The organism is Rhodothermus profundi (assembly GCF_900142415.1).
GTDB lineage: Bacteria > Bacteroidota > Rhodothermia > Rhodothermales > Rhodothermaceae > Rhodothermus > Rhodothermus profundi.
This window is the reverse complement of sequence record NZ_FRAU01000006.1, coordinates 16,450-31,841: the sequence shown is the minus strand read 5'-3', so window position 1 is coordinate 31,841 and position 15,392 is coordinate 16,450. Positions and strand designations below refer to the sequence as shown.

Here is a 15,392-nt window from a genome sequence, read left to right as displayed (position 1 = left end):
GGTGCGGCTTGCCTTCCGGGACGGCGATGTTCAGGGGGTAGAGACGAGCGGAGAAGCGCCATCGCCTGCAGGTTCGAGAACCTCCTCCTGTTCCTGATGGTACCGGAAGCGGGCGAGAATTTGCGACAGTTGCTCCAGGCGCTGGCTCAGATGCTCAAAGCGCGTTCGGATGTTGTGGGTGCTGCGCGAGATTTCTCCGATGGCTTCAGTGATGATGACCACGTTTCGGGCCATTTCGTCGCTGGTGCCTGCCTGTTGCTGACTGGCCGCGGCAATCTGCGTGACGAGATCCATTGTCTCCCGGGCATTTTGCAGCAGTTCGCCAAATTTCTGGCGCATGGTTTCGGCCTGTTCCAGGCTGGTTTCTAGTTCGGCATAGCCGCGTTCCATGGTCTCAACGGCCGTTTCGGTTTCCTGCTGCACCCGTAGGATCATGTCGGTAATTTCCCGGGTGGCTTCGGCTGTGCGTTCGGCCAGGCGGCGTACTTCGTCGGCTACCACGGCAAAGCCGCGACCCGACTCGCCTGCGCGGGCGGCCTCGATGGCTGCGTTGAGTGCCAGCAGGTTGGTCTGGTTGGCAATTTCTTCGATGACGGCGACAATCTTGCCGATCTGCTCACCCGACTGCCCCAGTTGCCGTACGCTTTCAACGGACTGGCGCAGCGTCTGGGCAAGCCGATGAATGCTGGTGATGGTCTGTTCGATCGCTGCCTCGCTTTCCTGCGCGGTAACCTGGCTGCGCTGGGCTACCTGAGCAGCCTGGCCGGCACTTTCGGCGTTCGATTCGGCTGTGCGCGCCATTTCTTCAACGGCGGCAGCAACTTCGCTGGACTGCTGCGATTGCTGGCTGGTCTGGTCCACAAGGGTTTCAGTCGCCTGCAGAATATCGTAGGTGTTTTCAAGGAGCTCCTGCATAACGTCTCGGACGCCTGCCAGCATGGCTTCGAGCTGGCGGGCAGCCGTGTTAAAGCCCTCAAAGAGCTGCTGGAACAATGCCTGCGCCTCTTCGGCCGTAGGCGTATCTTCCTGATGGACGTGCATGCGGACCGTCAGATCGCCCTCCGCAAATTGCTGCATGCGCTCCATCATGTAGGCAACGTGCGTCTCAAGGGCCTGCTTCTGCGCTTCGATATGGGCTACGGCCTCTTGGATGCGTTGCGCCTGCTGAGCCTTTTCGGATTCAAGCAGGGAAATTGTTTGTTCCACCGTATCGGCCAGGGTGTCCAGCGCAATGCCTACATGACTGATTTCATTTTCGCTTTCCTGCTCGTGCGTCCGAGCACTCCAGTCACCTTCGCGGAGTTTCTGTGCTACGCTGGCAATCTTTTCAATGCGTTGGCTGAGCAGCAGGCTGCCGCGGCGCGCCAGAATGAGCAGGAGGCCAATCCCGAACAGATTCAAGAGGAATAGCTTCAGGGTTAGCATGTAAACGTCGGCAAACGCCGTCTTTTTCGGAATCTCAAAAGCCATAATGAAGGGACCACTGCGCGCTTTCTGATAATGACCGATGACCTCCCCGTGATGCGCTGTGCGAACAATGCCAAAGAACTGGTCGCTTGCTTCTAACTTCTCTGCAATGTAGGGATAGGTGGGAATTTCGTTCGTTTTAGTATGGACGATTTCGCGTCCTTCCAGGGTAGTCAGGAAAAAGCGCGTTCCTGCAGGCAGGTGCTCGGCTTCCTGGTTCATCCAGTCGAGCAGATACTGGATAACGATCTCAATGCCTACGAGACCCACGGTCTGGCCCTGGCGTGACCGGACGGGGTATAGCACGAGTTGGTGATAGTGATCCTTTTCTTCGAACCCAAAAAAGTCTGTTAACAGGGGTTGTTGCAGGGCCTGCTCAAAGTAGGAAGAGGCCCGAATGGAATGGCCTTCGTGCGCCTTCTGGGCTTGTCCGTGCGGGGGACTGAGCACAACGGTGCCCTCCTGATCGATCAGAAAAATGTGATGATATTGCCCCCATTTAGCCTCCTGTAATTGCTGAAGCAACTGCTGGACGGCTGCTGTGCGCCGTGGAGACTTTCTATAGGCAAACCATGAGATAACAGAGGGATGAGTGGCAATAGAGTGGGCATCTTGCAGCGCATGCTGATAGAACTTGTCAATTGCATGGTCTTTGGTCTCGGCCACCAATCTGAAGGTTCGTTCGATCTGCTTTTTCGTATTGCGCTGCACGTTCCATAAGACCACGCCGGTGAAGATCAACATGGGGGGCACAGTCAGCAGCAGCGTAAACCATATAATCTGCTTCCGGATGGACTTCTGGGAAAACCGCGAGATCAAGTGCCGCATGGTGGTGGCAGGTTGTAGGTGGGTGGGAACACAATCGCTCCCTTTCTATCGGCCATTCTGGCCGGTTTTAAATGGCAAAAAATGGAACCTGCGGCCCAGAAGTCGAAGTGCCTGTGCCGGCACATATGCGTTTGCGCGGAAGTTCTGGCTGGAATATTCTGTTCAACCTGCTATAAATGAAGCAGATGGGAGGAGACTGTTTAAGCAGGCCGCTGTACGTAAAATGGGTGGGTGGTATGCGTGACCCGGCAAAGCGGGTCCGGTGTTTGCGGGGACCACGCGATGTGCCAGGTGCTGATAGCGTAGAAATGCTGCACCATCTACAAGGAGTATGGAATCGCTGCTTTTACGCATGTTAAGGATCGGGTGGTGTTTCTGGCTGGGATGGGCGGTGCCGGTATGGGGGCAGCATTTCCCCAGGCTGGCTACAGAGCCGATCCTCTTTGGTCCCTTCCATTTGCCGGTTGATCAGTTTGGCGCTCCTTTCAGCGGGACGCTGGTGCTGTTGCGGGATACGGCGCATGCCCGGCACGTGCTTGAGGCGGCCCGGGCGCAGGGGATGCAGTTGATTATCAATCTGGCCGGGAGTCGGGCTACCTTTCAGGATGTGGACGGGGCGTTCAGTCTGGAGCGGTTCCGGCAGCGCCTGGAGCGATGGGTGTCGTTTGACTTTACGCCGTACGTCTCGGACGGCGTAATTCTCGCCCACATGCTGTTTGACGAACCCCACGACCCCAACAACTGGAATGGTGAGACGGTATCGCCAGCAATGGTTGACTCGGCGGCGGCCGTGAGCAAGCAGTTGTTTCCGACGATGGCGACCGCGGTCGGTTCGCCTCCGTCCTATCTCTATCAGGGGGCGCCGTTTGCCTTTCTGGATTTTGCCTTTGCGCAGTATGCGGTCCGGAAAGGGGATATTACCGAGTGGTTGAATCGCGAAGTGCAGCGGGTCCAACAGGCCGGGCTTCAACTGCTGCTGAGCATCAATGTGCTGGCGGGAGGCAGTCAGGGCGCTATGACGCCGGCGGAGCTGCGACAGTTTGGACGTGCCCTTGCGCTTGCGCCGCACAAGCGGGCTCTGTTGCTCTGGAAATGGGAGGCCGGTTATTTCGGGCAGGTGGACGTGCAGCAGGTTTTGGAGGAAATAGCCCAGACGCTTCGGGGAGGTGTTACGGCGGTTGCTCCACGCAAGGAGGCACCGGCAGCAGGAATACTGGTCTATCCGCAGCCGTTCCGCCAGACGCTCCGGGTGCGATTCTGGATGCCTGAGCCTGCTCCGGTGCGCGTGCAGCTTTTTGACGTGCTGGGCCGTGAGGTGCAACGCGTAACTTATGGCAGGCGCGAAGCTGGAGAGCAGGTGCTCGTGCTGAAGGCAGTAGGGCTTCCGGATGGGGTCTATGTGCTGCGTCTTTCAGCAGGTCGCCTTCAGGCCACGCAGCGCATTGTGCACCGTCAGATGCCCTGAGGGGCTGCGCAGCGCCACGTTACGGTGGGCAAGGAGGGGGCGGCTCCGGCACGGGCTGTCCGATAAGTGCCGCTGCCAGGCGGGGAAGCACCTCGCCGGTGCGCCCTTCCAACCGCAGCGTAGCGAGGGCATCCCCACGCGTGGGCCCCAGGTTTACAATCACAACAGGTTTGGCCTGGCGCGCTGCCTCCAGCACGAACCGATAGCCTGAATAGACCGCCAGCGACGAGCCGGCGACCAGCAGCGCCTCGGCAGCAGCAACAATCTGGCGAGCCGCTTCTACGCGGTCACGCGGCACATTTTCGCCGAAAAAGACCACATCGGGTTTCAAGATGCCGCCGCAACGGGGACAGTCGGGTACCCGGAAGTGTGCGGTAAGGGCGCGAGGAAGGTCGGCATCGCCATCTGGGGCCAGTTCGGCTGCCTGTTCGGTCCATCCGGGATTCAGGTTCAGCAACCACTGCTGGAAGGCTGCGCGGGGAATGGTGTATTTACAGGTCAGGCAGCGCACCGTCGCCAGGTTCCCATGCAGTTCCAGAACACGTCGACTACCTGCTTTGTGATGCAGACGATCTACGTTCTGCGTGATGAGGCCGGTGAGCAGGCCAGCCCGTTCGAGCCAGGCCAGCGCATAGTGCCCCGGGTTGGGTTGGGCCTTAGCAAGGCGTGGCCACCCCAGGGTACTGCGCGCCCAGTAGTGCGCGCGTGCGGCTGCATCGGTCAGGAACGTCCGGTACTGAATGGGACGTCGGGCGCGGCGACGCGTGCCTTCGCCGCGATAATCGGGAATACCTGATTCGGTGCTGCATCCGGCGCCGGTGAGCACGGCAATACGTCGGTTGCGCAGGTGAGTTACAAGCGCCTGAAACGTAGACGAGGTCGGGTACATAGCGGAGGGATCTCCGGTGTAAGTCCGGCCGTTCCGTTTCAGGGCAATATAGTACGGGTTAGGAGGAACGTCCCATGTCGATAGATCAAGGAAAGAGAAAGTTCGTGCGGCCTCGGATTGCCATAACGCTGGGCGATCCGAATGGTGTCGGTCCGGAGATTGTATTAAAGTGCCTGTCTGATTCTCGTCTGATGAAATTTTTTGATCCGATTATTGTCGGATCGGTCGATGTGCTTCGCCAGCATGCTGAGGTGTTGGAGCTGCCATTGCCGGAGGTGCACGTGGTGGAGACTGTACCTGAGCGGCTGGCGCCCGGGCGACTGGTGGTGGTGGACGTGCGTGAGGGAAAAGCGCTCAGGGTGACATTTGGCAAGATCACGCCAGAGGGGGGAAAGCTGGCCATGGCATCGGTGCGGCGGGCAGTGCAGCTCTGCCTGGATGGAAAGGTTGATGCGATGGTAACGGCCCCTATTTCGAAAGAGGCCATCTCGCTGGCCGGCTATCGGGATCCGGGGCACACTGAGTTTATTGCTCGGTTGACCGGTACCCGACGATATACCATGATGATGGTGTCGGACGAGTTGCGTATCGGATTGGTGACCGGCCACATCCCTATCTGGGATGTTCCTAAGCGGGTTACGCGCCCGGCGATTCTGGAGACGATTGAAATCATTCACGATAGCCTGGTGCAGGATTTCGGGATCGACCGGCCCAAGATGGCTGTGCTTGGCCTGAATCCGCATGCAGGAGACGGTGGGGTGTTGGGACGAGAAGAGAATGAGACGATCATCCCAGCTCTCGAGGAGGCTCGTCGGCGCGGCTACCTGGTATTCGGACCGTTTCCAGCCGACAGCTTTTTCGGGATTGGCGCCTACCGGCTCTATGATGCGGTGCTGGCCATGTACCACGATCAGGGACTGATTCCATTCAAGACGCTGGCTTTTGAAAGCGGCGTCAACTACACGGCTGGCCTGCCCATTGTGCGCACCTCGCCGGATCATGGTACGGCCTACAACATTGCCGGGCAGGGCAAGGCGTCGCCGGGAAGCATGCGCAGCGCCATCTATCTGGCCATTGACATTGCCCGCCGCCGCAGAGAGCGGCACGAAGCGGCAACGACGGCTTCTTCGGCAGCAGCGTCATGAGCGCAGGTGTTCGGGTGCAGGAGGTGGTGCCCTATAGTTTACTGGCGCGCGGGTACGACGCCGTGATGCACTACGTCGATTATGCGGCGTGGGCGCGCTATGTGCATCGCCTGATCCGGCGTTTTCTACCGGAGGCGCGGGTGGTGCTTGAGCTTGGATGTGGGACCGGCTCGCTGGCGCTGCATCTGCAACCGCTGGGGCCTTATAGTTACCGGGCCAGTGATCGCTCGGCCGCCATGCTGGAGGTGGCTCGGGAAAAGGCCGCCCGCATGGGCAGTCCGGTTGTTTTTGAACAGGCCGATTTTACCAGGTATTGCGTGGCAGAGCCAGTCGACGTGGTCTTGTTGCTCTACGACGGGCTCAACTACCTTCTAGAGCCTGAAAAAATTCAGGCGCTGTTTCGGTGCACCTGGCAGGCGCTTCGGCCGGGTGGTTTGTTTATCTTTGATCAGAGCACGCCGATGAATTCGCTGGCGCACGAAGCAGACTTCGACGACGAAGGCGAAACCAATGCGTTTCGCTATGTGCGCCGGAGCCACTATGATCCAGCGTTGCGGTTGCACACGACAATCTTTGAACTGGAGGTAGAGGGCAAGGTATATCGCGAACGGCACCTGGAGCGAGCCTACACGTTGCAGGAAATCAAGTCGCTGTTGTTGGCGCAGGGCTTTCGCATTGAAGCAGCATACGATAACTTTTCGCTGCGCCCGGCTACGGAACGCTCGGAGCGCATACACTGGGTGGTTCGTCGTCCTGCATAAAGCTATCGCGCGGCCGTGATTGTCTTTCGAAATGTCTGCATTTCGTATCCTCTGCCGGATGGCCAGCAGCGTCCGGTATTTGAGAATCTTTCGTTTGAAATTCAACGGGGCGAGCATGTCTATTTGATTGGCCCGACCGGAAGCGGCAAAACCACGCTCATGCGGCTCATCTACATGGATCTGTTTCCGGACGCGGGCTACTGTCAGGTAGGAGACTACCGCTCCGACCGAATCAAACCGACAGAAATTCCCTACTTGCGCCGCACGCTGGGCGTGGTGTTTCAGGACTTCCAACTGCTACCCGACCGCAACGTATATGAAAACGTGGCTTTTGCGCTATATGTAACCGGAAGACGGGGAGCTGAAGTAAAAACCCGGGTGCTGCAAGCGCTTGCGCTGGTAGGCTTGAGCCATAAGCGGCGGCGCTATCCGCACGAGCTCTCCGGTGGAGAGCAGCAGCGCGTGGTGATTGCCCGGGCAATTGTAAACGATCCCTGGATTTTGCTGGCCGATGAGCCAACAGGAAACTTAGACCCACGAGTGGCTGACGAGATTATGGAATTGCTGCTCAGCCTGCATCGCCAGGGGATGACGCTTCTGATGGCTACGCACGACTATCGTCTGGTTAAAAAATATCCGGCACGTACGCTGGCGATTCTGAACGGTCAGCTTGTCGAAGTCGATCCCCATACGCTTTGAGGGGCGGTTCTTTTGGTGGCAGATTGCTATATTAGGCCGAGTTTTGTTGGGGCCGGGCAATGAATGCCTGCAAGCAGGAGCGCCCGGCTCAGCAGCGTGATCTGAAAACCAAGGGCAAGCAAACCCATGGAGCTTTTTAGTCACGTAATTGAGCAGCTAAATAGTTGGCTGGCACCGGTTCTGGTGGTTGGGTTGCTGGGAGCGGGTTTATTTCTGACCTTGCGTTTACGCTTCATTCAACTGCGCAAGCTGGCGCATGGCTTTGCAGTAGCCTCTGGGAAGTATGACAATCCCGATGAACCGGGCGACGTCCCCCACTTTCAGGCGCTGACGACAGCGCTTTCGGCTACGGTGGGCATTGGCAACATTGCAGGCGTGGCAATTGCGATTCATATCGGCGGGCCGGGGGCGCTTTTCTGGATGTGGGTGACCGCTTTTCTGGGCATGGCCACCAAGTACAGCGAGGTAACACTGGCCCTGCACTACCGCGTACCTGTTGAATCGGACGGCAAGGTCTGGGCTGGCTCGGTGGCCGGTGGACCCATGTACTACATCGAAAAGGGGCTGGGCTGGAAGCCGGTGGCCGTCTTTTTTGCCTTTATGCTCATGATCACTTCGTTCATGACCGGCAATGCGATCCAGGCCAATACCATTGCAACCCAGGTGCGGGATACATTCGGCATTGAGACCTGGATCACCGGTCTGGTTACGGCCACCCTGGTAGGGCTGGTCATCATCGGGGGCATTCGCCGCATTGGTGCGGTAACGGGCGTGCTGGCTCCGCTCATGGCGGGTCTGTACGTAACGGGGGCGCTGCTGATCATTTTTGCTAACCTGGAGCACGTGCTCCCTGCTTTTGGAACGATCTTCCGCGAAGCCTTTAACCCGACCGCGGGCGTGGCCGGGACCGGCATGGGGGTATTGCTGACCACGCTCACCTATGGCGTGCAGCGCGGGCTTTTTTCCAACGAAGCCGGGCAGGGCTCAGCGCCTATAGCCCATTCAGCGGCTCGAACAGATGAGCCGGTCTCCGAAGGTGTGGTGGCGTTGCTGGAGCCGTTTATCGACACGCTGGTTATCTGCACCATGACCGGCCTTGTGATCGTGATTACCGGTGTCTGGAATGAGCGCGTGCCCACTACGCTGCCGCTCAACGATGTGAACATCACGTACGTCACCGGTAACGACGAGATCGGCTACACGCGCGTGGCCACGCCTGATTCGGTGCGGTATGTGGACGGGCGGCCGGTGGAGGGGCAGCCGCAACTGGCTTACTTCGAGGTAGGTGTGCCGCGGCTGTTCGTGGATGAGGCCCAGACGCAGCCCTTTACGGGTACCATCTATCCGTTGCAGGCGCAGGCGCGTGGTGACGATGGGCAGCGCTACACCCGGCTTTACGGCGATGCGGTGCGGAGCAGTGCGCCGCTAACCACCCTCGGATTTGAGCGCGGGCTGTCGGCGCTGGGACTGGGGGGCGTTGGCCGCTACATCGTGCTGCTAAGCGTGCTGTTGTTTGCGATTTCGACGGCTATTTCCTGGAGTTACTACGGTGATCGCTGTGCTTACTATCTGTTTGGCACGAAGGGCATTCTACCCTACAAGACCGTTTTCCTGATCATGCACTTTCTGGGCGCTGTGGTGGCCGTGACTACTGTGTGGGATGTAGGCGATGTGGCCCTGTCGCTGGTGACGCTGCCCAACGTAATCTCCCTGGTGTTGCTTTCAGGGACGCTCAAGAAGCTTACCGATAGCTATTTTGAACGGCAACCCTGGAAGGAAGACTACGAAGCGCATCGGCGCTGGGTAGAAACGCGCAGGCGCAAGCAACAGGGAGGGGAAACGCAATAGCCATGAGCACGCTGACCGTCGTTGATCACCCCTTGCTGAAGCGTGATTTAACACTGCTCCGGCGACGGGAGACCACGCACGGGCAGTTTCGGCAGATTGTGGCCGAAGCGGCTGCCATTCTGGCCTACGAGGCGCTGCGGGACCTGGCCGTCGAACCGATTCCTATTGAGACGCCTCTGGAGCCCACCACCGGCTATCGGGTGGCCGAGGAGATTGTGGTGGTTCCTATTCTGCGGGCCGGACTGGGGATGGTAGATGGTTTTGTGCGCTTTGTACCGGAGGCGCGGGTGGGGCATCTGGGCATGCAACGCGATGAGCGTACCAAGCAGCCGGTCGATTACTACAGCAATATTCCGGGCGGCATCGAAGCAGCGCGGGTGTTTGTGGTCGATCCCATGCTAGCTACCGGCGGCAGTGCAGTGCAGGCGATCCATCACCTGAAAGCCCATGGAGCCCGGCGCTTTACGTTTGTCTGTTTGATTGCCGCACCAGAAGGGATTCGAGCCCTTCAGGAAGCGCACCCGGACGTGCGTATTGTTACGGCAGCCATAGACCGCGGGCTGGATGAAAATGCGTTCATTCGGCCAGGGTTAGGGGATGCCGGCGACCGCATCTTCGGAACCGGAGGATAAAGCCGACATGCGTGCACGCACCATTGTCTGGTTGCTGGGAATCATGCTCGGGCTGACCCATGCCGTAGCGGCGCAGCCGCATCTACGGGTGCCCGGCCTTGTGTTGAAGGACCTGCCCTTTACGGTGACCCTGGAGGGTGTCGCGTCCGATAGCGGTTATGCTGTGCACGTAGCCGGCCAGACGTATGCCCTGAAGCTAATCGATGGCGTCCTCAAAGCCGACAGCGTGCGGGCCATGCGCAGCGGTCGGGTTGCGGTGGTGCTGACGCGGGGAGATCGGGTGCTGGCTCAAGCCGAAGTGCGGGTGTTGCCGGGGTGGACCTCGGTGTTGCCGCCTCTGCTGGCCATTGTCATTGCCCTGTTGTTTCGGCGGGTTGTGCCTGCGCTGTTTCTGGGAATCTGGCTGGGGGCCTGGCTGGCCGTCGATTTTTCGCTTGCCGGTCTATGGCAGGGGCTGCTCGACACGTTCGATGTGTACGTCCGCAACGCGCTGGCTAACCCGGATCATGCAGCCATTGTGCTTTTTTCGCTGATGATCGGGGGAATGGTGGGGATCATTTCAAAAAATGGGGGGATGCAGGGCGTGGTCAATCGCATCGTGCGCTGGGCCAGCGATCCCCGGCGTGGCCAACTGGCTACAGCCGTGCTGGGGCTACTGATTTTCTTCGATGACTATGCCAACACGCTGGTGGTGGGCAACACCATGCGGCCCGTCACCGACCGCCTTCGCATCTCTCGCGAAAAACTGGCCTACATTGTCGATTCAACCGCAGCTCCGGTCGCTGCGCTGGCTTTCGTGACAACCTGGATCGGCTATGAAGTGGGACTGGTTGGAACCGCCGTGGCCCAGCTTCCCGGCTATGATGAGAGTGCGTATTCCATTTTTCTGAATTCCATTCCCTACAGCTTTTATCCCTGGCTGGCCCTGCTATTTGTGTTTGCTGTAGCCTGGTCGCAGCGAGACTTTGGGCCGATGTACCGGGCGGAAGTGCGGGCGCGGTCGACCGGCCAGGTGCTGGGACCAAACGCACGCATTGATGAAGCTGCGGCCGAAGGCCGCGAGTTGCGCCCGCCTGCCGACAAACCACACCGCGCGCGCAATGCCCTGATTCCTATCCTCGTCCTGTTTGTTTCGGTGCTGGGAGGGCTCTACGCAACCGGGGAAGGGGAAACGCTCCGGGAGATCATCGGCAGCGCTGATTCGTACCGGGCGCTCATGTGGGGATCGCTGCTGGGCGTGTTAACAGCGGCAGCCCTTTCGATAGGCCAGCGGATCCTGACGCTCGACGAGACCATGGAGGCCTGGTACGCGGGCCTGCGTTCCATGTTTTTTGCCATGATTATTCTGCTGCTGGCCTGGGCGCTTTCCTCGATTACGGAGGAGCTGCGCACGGCCCAGTATCTGTCGTCGGTGCTCAGCGAGCGACTGGCGCCTGGACTGGTACCGGCGCTTGTGTTTGTGCTGTCTGCTGCCACGGCTTTTGCCACCGGCACAAGCTGGGGAACCATGGGTATTCTGCTGCCGCTGGTTGTGCCCCTGGCCTGGCATGTGCTGGCTGCCAGCGGACTGCATACCGAGGCGGAGTATCACCATATCATCTACTCGACCGTCTCAGCGGTGCTGGCTGGCGCTGTCTGGGGCGACCACTGCTCGCCCATCTCCGACACGACGATTCTTTCGTCGATGGCTTCGGGCTGTGATCATGTGGAGCATGTGCGCACGCAGCTCCCCTATGCGCTGTTTGTCGGACTGGTGGCGGTATTGCTGGGCACGCTGCCGACGGGTTTTGGTTTGCCCTGGTGGGTGGCCATGCCTGTGGCGGCAACTGTGCTGCTGTTTGGGCTGCGGTTGTTCGGAAAGAAAGTTCCGGCATCACCTGAGCCCGTTGAGGGATAAAGGGCACCGGTCGTATCCGTTCGCTGAAGCTCGTTTGTCCCGCTATTCCAGAATTGTGCTTAAAAAGTGGCTGGAATACAGGATAGTTGCTGCCTGAACAAGGCGGTTGATGCAGCTAGAAAAACTGTTGCAAATCCAGAAGCGCACAACCAGGATCCTGCTGAGAAGGATCATGACCTTCGCGAGTCGGAAGGTAAAGAGAGGGAGCATGGCCTAAGGGATTGATTTTTTAAGGAGGAAGAGCTTCTAGTCTGAGAGAGACCCCTCGGTTTTTACTGCCTGGTTTGGTGCCTTTTTGCTGGAAGATTAGGCAAGATGGAGGTCTGGCGCTGCGTCTTAGAGGGGGCCATTCCTATTGAGCAAAAAAGTTTTCCACAGGAGGTTATGAAGCTACCCTGCACGGTGTCTATTGTATTATGAAAGCGTTGGGGCAATGAGCTGAACCAGTAGGGTGTCATGGCCGGGCATGCGACCGGCGGCCGCCCGCTTCGAGGGCCGCAGATTTTGCGGTTGCAGCGTCTGATCGAATGGTTACGCAGTGGGCGTCCACTAACGACGGCGCGTGCGGCGCGTCATTTTGAGGTATCTCGTCGCACGATTGCCAGCGACATTGAGTACCTGCGGCGGTTGGGCGTGCCGGTCGCGTATGATCGCCGACGGCAGACCTACTATCTGGAGGAGCCGTTCACGGACAATCTGCCGTTGATTGCGATGGACCGGGCCGAGCTGGCTGCGTTTCTGGTGGCCCGGTTGGCGTTGGAGGCGTTTGGGGACACACCGGATGCAGCGTTACTGGAGGCCGCGGTTGAGCGTCTGGCAGCGCATCTGCCCGAGCCGATTCATGTGGATCCTGACACGCTCACGCGCACGCTACGCTTCGAGATGGGGCCTCGGCCGCGCACGCCACTGCGCTACCTGGACGTGTTGCGCCGGGCGGCTGCTGAGCAGCGGGTGGTCCATCTGCGCTACTATGCCAACTATGCGGACGCCGTTACCGAGCGCGACGTGGAGCCCTATGCCGTCGTGGCTTACCAGAGCCGCTGGTACCTGGTTGCTTACTGCCGGTTGCGGGAGGCCATGCGGGACTTCCGGATCGACCGCATTCGCCATCTGGAAGTGCGGGAGGAGACGTTTACCCGGCGGCCGGATTTCGACCTGGAAGCGTACCTGGGGCCGGCTTTTGGGATGCACCGGGATGAGCGGACCTATGCAGTGCATCTGCGTTTTTCGCCGTATCAGGCGCGCTGGATTCGGGAAGAGCAGTGGCATCCCAGCCAGGTGCTGATTGAGCGTCCGGACGGGTCGCTGGATGTGCATCTGCAGGTGACGGGGCTGGCCGATGTGGCGCGCTGGGTGCTCAGCTATGGGGCCGAGTGCGAGGTGATCGGTCCGCCGGTGCTGCGCCATCGCATTGCCAGCGAAGCCCGCCGTATGGCGGAGCGTTACGGTGCGCCTGTTTATCGGGGGCCGCACACGCCTTCCCGTTCACAGACGACTTAAACGAGGGGACGTATGCGTCTTCGCCTGTTTTTGACGCCTGCTTGCGAGCCGGTACCGTTTACCTATCCTTATCGGCTGGCGGGGGTGCTGCATCGCTGGCTGGGCCAGAATGACTGGCACGATGGATTGAGTCTGTACAGCTTCGGCTGGCTGCAGGGCGGACGATTGGGAAAAGACGGGTTGTATTTCCCGAAAGGAGCTTTCTGGACGCTCAGTTTCTATGAAGGAGAGCAGGTGCAGCGGGTGGTGGCAGGCATTTTTCGGGAGCCGGCGGTGATTGCGGGCATGGCTGTAGCCGAGGTGCAGGCAGTGCCGATTCCGGTATTTGGGGAGCGGGTGGTATTCCGGGTGGAAAGTCCGGTAGTGGCGCGGCGGGTGCGGGCTGATGGGGGGCGGGATTACCTGACCTGGGCGGATGAAGGAGCCGACGAGGTACTCACGCGCGTCTTTCGGCGCAAGCTGACAGCGGCGGGGCTGGGCCATCTGGCGCCGCAGGCGAGCATGCGTTTTGACCGCCGCTACCGAGGGGCCAAGACCAAGCTCGTGCGCATCAAGGGCATCGATCACCGGGGCAGCATGTGTCCCGTGATTGTCGAAGGTCCGCCTGAGGCGGTGCAATTTGCCTGGCTGGTCGGGGCCGGCGAACTCACCGGCTGTGGCTTCGGCGCCCTGGGGGAGCCGATAGGGCCCTCTGTGCGGGTACGCAGACGTCCACGCCCGAAAAGAAAGGCGCGAAACTAAGCGGATACAGCCATATGGAGACGCTCGTTGGTTTGCGTTGGACCGGACACGCGCTGATTGACATGGGGGTAGCTGTTGTTGTACTGGCCACAGGCAATGAGCGGCCTGAGGAAGTTACGCAGCGCCAGTGGGAACAATGGATGGATGAACTGGAGCAGGATTATCAGGACAAATATCTGCAGAAACCCTGTTCTATCTTGTTTACTTTGAATGCCTTTGATAATCCCTCATGGTCTAAAAAGCCAGAAGAGCGAGCTCAGAAGATTACCCGTACCTTTGAAAGTGCTCGCAACGCTGCGTCACTTCTTGCAGAGGCCTGTACGTTTTTTCCTGAACGTCCGGCCGTAGTTCGCGCTGCCCGGGATCTGTTTCCAATGCTCATGGGCCAACAGCAGCTTAACTTCTACCCGAATGGCCGCTCTGAACTCCCGCTTTCGGCGCTTGCGCTGGGGTGTGTGCTTTCGCTGCCGCGCGTTGCGCCCATTGTCAGCGGACGGGCCATGATCGTAGGAGCCGACGATCCGGAGCTACTGCTTGATCTGTGCGAATACTGGAAAGAAGACCTGGATCGAGAGCTGGCACTGCTTCGAGCTGGCGGAGCCTGGAAAGATCGCAAAGCACCGCGCACGCGTCTGCTGGAAGCGCTGGAGGAGGTGTTTGGGCCTGGCCGGATGCGCCGTTTTGCGTCGGATGAGCGTCTGTCAGGAGTGACGTTGTATCATCTGTCTAATAGTGGTAATGGTCCGGCGGTTGACCTTTACACTGTGCGTCCCCTGGTTAACCGTTTTCTAGCGCGGGCCGAAGCAGCTGCCCATCACCCTCGGTGGAAAGCGCTGGTGCGGGCTTTCTGGCGTCGTCCGAAAGATGGGAGCTATGAACAGGCTATCGTGCAGGGCAAGAAAAAGAAAGGGGCGGCCCCGCTTTCAGCGGAAGAGCGGCTGCAGGCCCGCAACGACGTGTATGAGCTATTGCCCGCTTTGCCAGAAAAAGCTGCACGCTTTGTAAAGCACGTCTTTTTGGGGTTTGCCCAGAACCGGGTTGGGCAGCGTAGAGACTTCCGCACCGACGACATTGATATCTGGCCACTGGTTGAACTGTTTTTAACCGAACTGATGCCAACGATGACGCCGGAACGCATTGAAACGATCCGTCGGCTGGCCGATGAGCTGGCCCATGAGATTCACGCCAATAATGATCGACGTCTGTATCGACAGCTAATGGGTCTGGTCTCCGGAATGAATTCTTACGGGGCATTCCGGGCGCTTCTGATTCGGGCGATTCGGGAGCGTCTGCGCCGGACCAATCAGCTTCTGCTGAGTTTTGACGATTATCTGCTTTTGTTTGAGGAAGGAGAGGGGTTCCCGCGGGCGGACTGGCGCCTGGTGCGGGATCTGGTGCGCATTCGCGTGCTGGAGCAACTGCACCGGGCTGGCTTCTTTGCAGAGGCTCCCGAGTTGCTGGAAGAGGTGCCTGAAGAAGAAGAGGTTGAAGAAGAAACGTGAACCCTAAACCATAGAAAA

12 protein-coding genes are annotated in these 15,392 nt (G+C 59.2%); 10 read left to right on the top strand and 2 right to left on the bottom strand.

Annotated elements, in window-relative coordinates:
* Positions 1-30: 30 nt before the first annotated feature.
* On the bottom strand, positions 31-2,295 hold the full coding sequence (locus BUA15_RS09485; protein ID WP_072715757.1) for a methyl-accepting chemotaxis protein: 2,265 nt from the start codon (positions 2,293-2,295) through the stop codon (positions 31-33).
* 331 nt (positions 2,296-2,626) lie between these two features.
* Between BUA15_RS09485 and BUA15_RS09480 the strand changes: the two genes are divergently transcribed.
* Positions 2,627-3,760 (top strand): T9SS type A sorting domain-containing protein, encoded by a 1,134-nt coding sequence (locus BUA15_RS09480; protein ID WP_072715756.1) that lies wholly within the window; start codon positions 2,627-2,629, stop codon positions 3,758-3,760.
* A gap of 19 nt (positions 3,761-3,779) precedes the next feature.
* Here BUA15_RS09480 and BUA15_RS09475 read toward each other — a convergent pair whose 3' ends face one another.
* Positions 3,780-4,649, bottom strand: a complete 870-nt coding sequence (locus BUA15_RS09475; RefSeq protein ID WP_072715755.1) for an NAD-dependent protein deacetylase — start codon at positions 4,647-4,649, stop codon at positions 3,780-3,782.
* A 74-nt stretch (positions 4,650-4,723) separates the two neighbouring features.
* Here BUA15_RS09475 and pdxA point away from each other — a divergent pair, with 74 nt between their 5' ends.
* The 9 genes from pdxA (at position 4,724) to BUA15_RS09430 (ending at position 15,374) form a co-directional block, all read left to right on the top strand.
* Positions 4,724-5,794 (top strand): 4-hydroxythreonine-4-phosphate dehydrogenase PdxA, encoded by a 1,071-nt coding sequence (pdxA, locus tag BUA15_RS09470; RefSeq protein ID WP_072715754.1) that lies wholly within the window; start codon positions 4,724-4,726, stop codon positions 5,792-5,794.
* On the top strand, positions 5,791-6,555 hold the full coding sequence (locus BUA15_RS09465; RefSeq protein WP_072715753.1) for a class I SAM-dependent methyltransferase: 765 nt from the start codon (positions 5,791-5,793) through the stop codon (positions 6,553-6,555). The genes pdxA and BUA15_RS09465 overlap by 4 nt, the downstream gene beginning before the upstream one ends.
* Before the next feature lie 15 nt (positions 6,556-6,570).
* Entirely contained in the window at positions 6,571-7,254 is a 684-nt protein-coding gene (locus BUA15_RS09460) for a cell division ATP-binding protein FtsE (RefSeq protein ID WP_072715752.1), read from the top strand.
* A gap of 126 nt (positions 7,255-7,380) precedes the next feature.
* A complete protein-coding gene (locus tag BUA15_RS09455; protein WP_072715751.1) occupies positions 7,381-9,102 on the top strand; it encodes an alanine/glycine:cation symporter family protein in 1,722 nt (573 codons plus the stop codon).
* A gap of 2 nt (positions 9,103-9,104) precedes the next feature.
* A complete protein-coding gene (gene upp, locus BUA15_RS09450) occupies positions 9,105-9,734 on the top strand; it encodes a uracil phosphoribosyltransferase (protein WP_072715750.1) in 630 nt (209 codons plus the stop codon).
* A gap of 7 nt (positions 9,735-9,741) precedes the next feature.
* Positions 9,742-11,631, top strand: coding sequence for a Na+/H+ antiporter NhaC family protein (locus BUA15_RS09445; protein ID WP_072715749.1), 1,890 nt, complete (start codon positions 9,742-9,744; stop codon positions 11,629-11,631).
* 456 nt (positions 11,632-12,087) lie between these two features.
* Positions 12,088-13,131 carry a helix-turn-helix transcriptional regulator gene (locus BUA15_RS09440; protein ID WP_072715748.1) on the top strand — a complete coding sequence of 348 codons (1,044 nt, stop codon included), beginning with the start codon at positions 12,088-12,090 and terminating at the stop codon, positions 13,129-13,131.
* Between the two features lie 12 nt (positions 13,132-13,143).
* Positions 13,144-13,872: a CRISPR-associated endoribonuclease Cas6 gene (locus tag BUA15_RS09435; protein WP_072715747.1), complete on the top strand. Its 729-nt coding sequence runs from the start codon at positions 13,144-13,146 to the stop codon at positions 13,870-13,872.
* A gap of 14 nt (positions 13,873-13,886) precedes the next feature.
* Positions 13,887-15,374, top strand: a complete 1,488-nt coding sequence (locus BUA15_RS09430; protein WP_072715746.1) for a hypothetical protein — start codon at positions 13,887-13,889, stop codon at positions 15,372-15,374.
* The last annotated feature ends 18 nt before the right edge of the window (positions 15,375-15,392 follow it).

Bases quoted from the DNA above. Each gene is read 5' to 3' on its own strand.
- BUA15_RS09465 (WP_072715753.1), top strand. From the start codon at position 5,791: ATGAGCGCAGGTGTTCGGGTGCAGGAGGTGGTGCCCTATAGTTTACTG.
- BUA15_RS09445 (WP_072715749.1), top strand. From the start codon at position 9,742: ATGCGTGCACGCACCATTGTCTGGTTGCTGGGAATCATGCTCGGGCTG.
- pdxA (WP_072715754.1), top strand. From the start codon at position 4,724: ATGTCGATAGATCAAGGAAAGAGAAAGTTCGTGCGGCCTCGGATTGCC.
- BUA15_RS09485 (WP_072715757.1), bottom strand. From the start codon at position 2,295: ATGCGGCACTTGATCTCGCGGTTTTCCCAGAAGTCCATCCGGAAGCAG.
- BUA15_RS09455 (WP_072715751.1), top strand. From the start codon at position 7,381: ATGGAGCTTTTTAGTCACGTAATTGAGCAGCTAAATAGTTGGCTGGCA.
- BUA15_RS09435 (WP_072715747.1), top strand. From the start codon at position 13,144: ATGCGTCTTCGCCTGTTTTTGACGCCTGCTTGCGAGCCGGTACCGTTT.
- upp (WP_072715750.1), top strand. From the start codon at position 9,105: ATGAGCACGCTGACCGTCGTTGATCACCCCTTGCTGAAGCGTGATTTA.
- BUA15_RS09475 (WP_072715755.1), bottom strand. From the start codon at position 4,649: ATGTACCCGACCTCGTCTACGTTTCAGGCGCTTGTAACTCACCTGCGC.
- BUA15_RS09480 (WP_072715756.1), top strand. From the start codon at position 2,627: ATGGAATCGCTGCTTTTACGCATGTTAAGGATCGGGTGGTGTTTCTGG.
- BUA15_RS09440 (WP_072715748.1), top strand. From the start codon at position 12,088: ATGGCCGGGCATGCGACCGGCGGCCGCCCGCTTCGAGGGCCGCAGATT.
- BUA15_RS09430 (WP_072715746.1), top strand. From the start codon at position 13,887: ATGGAGACGCTCGTTGGTTTGCGTTGGACCGGACACGCGCTGATTGAC.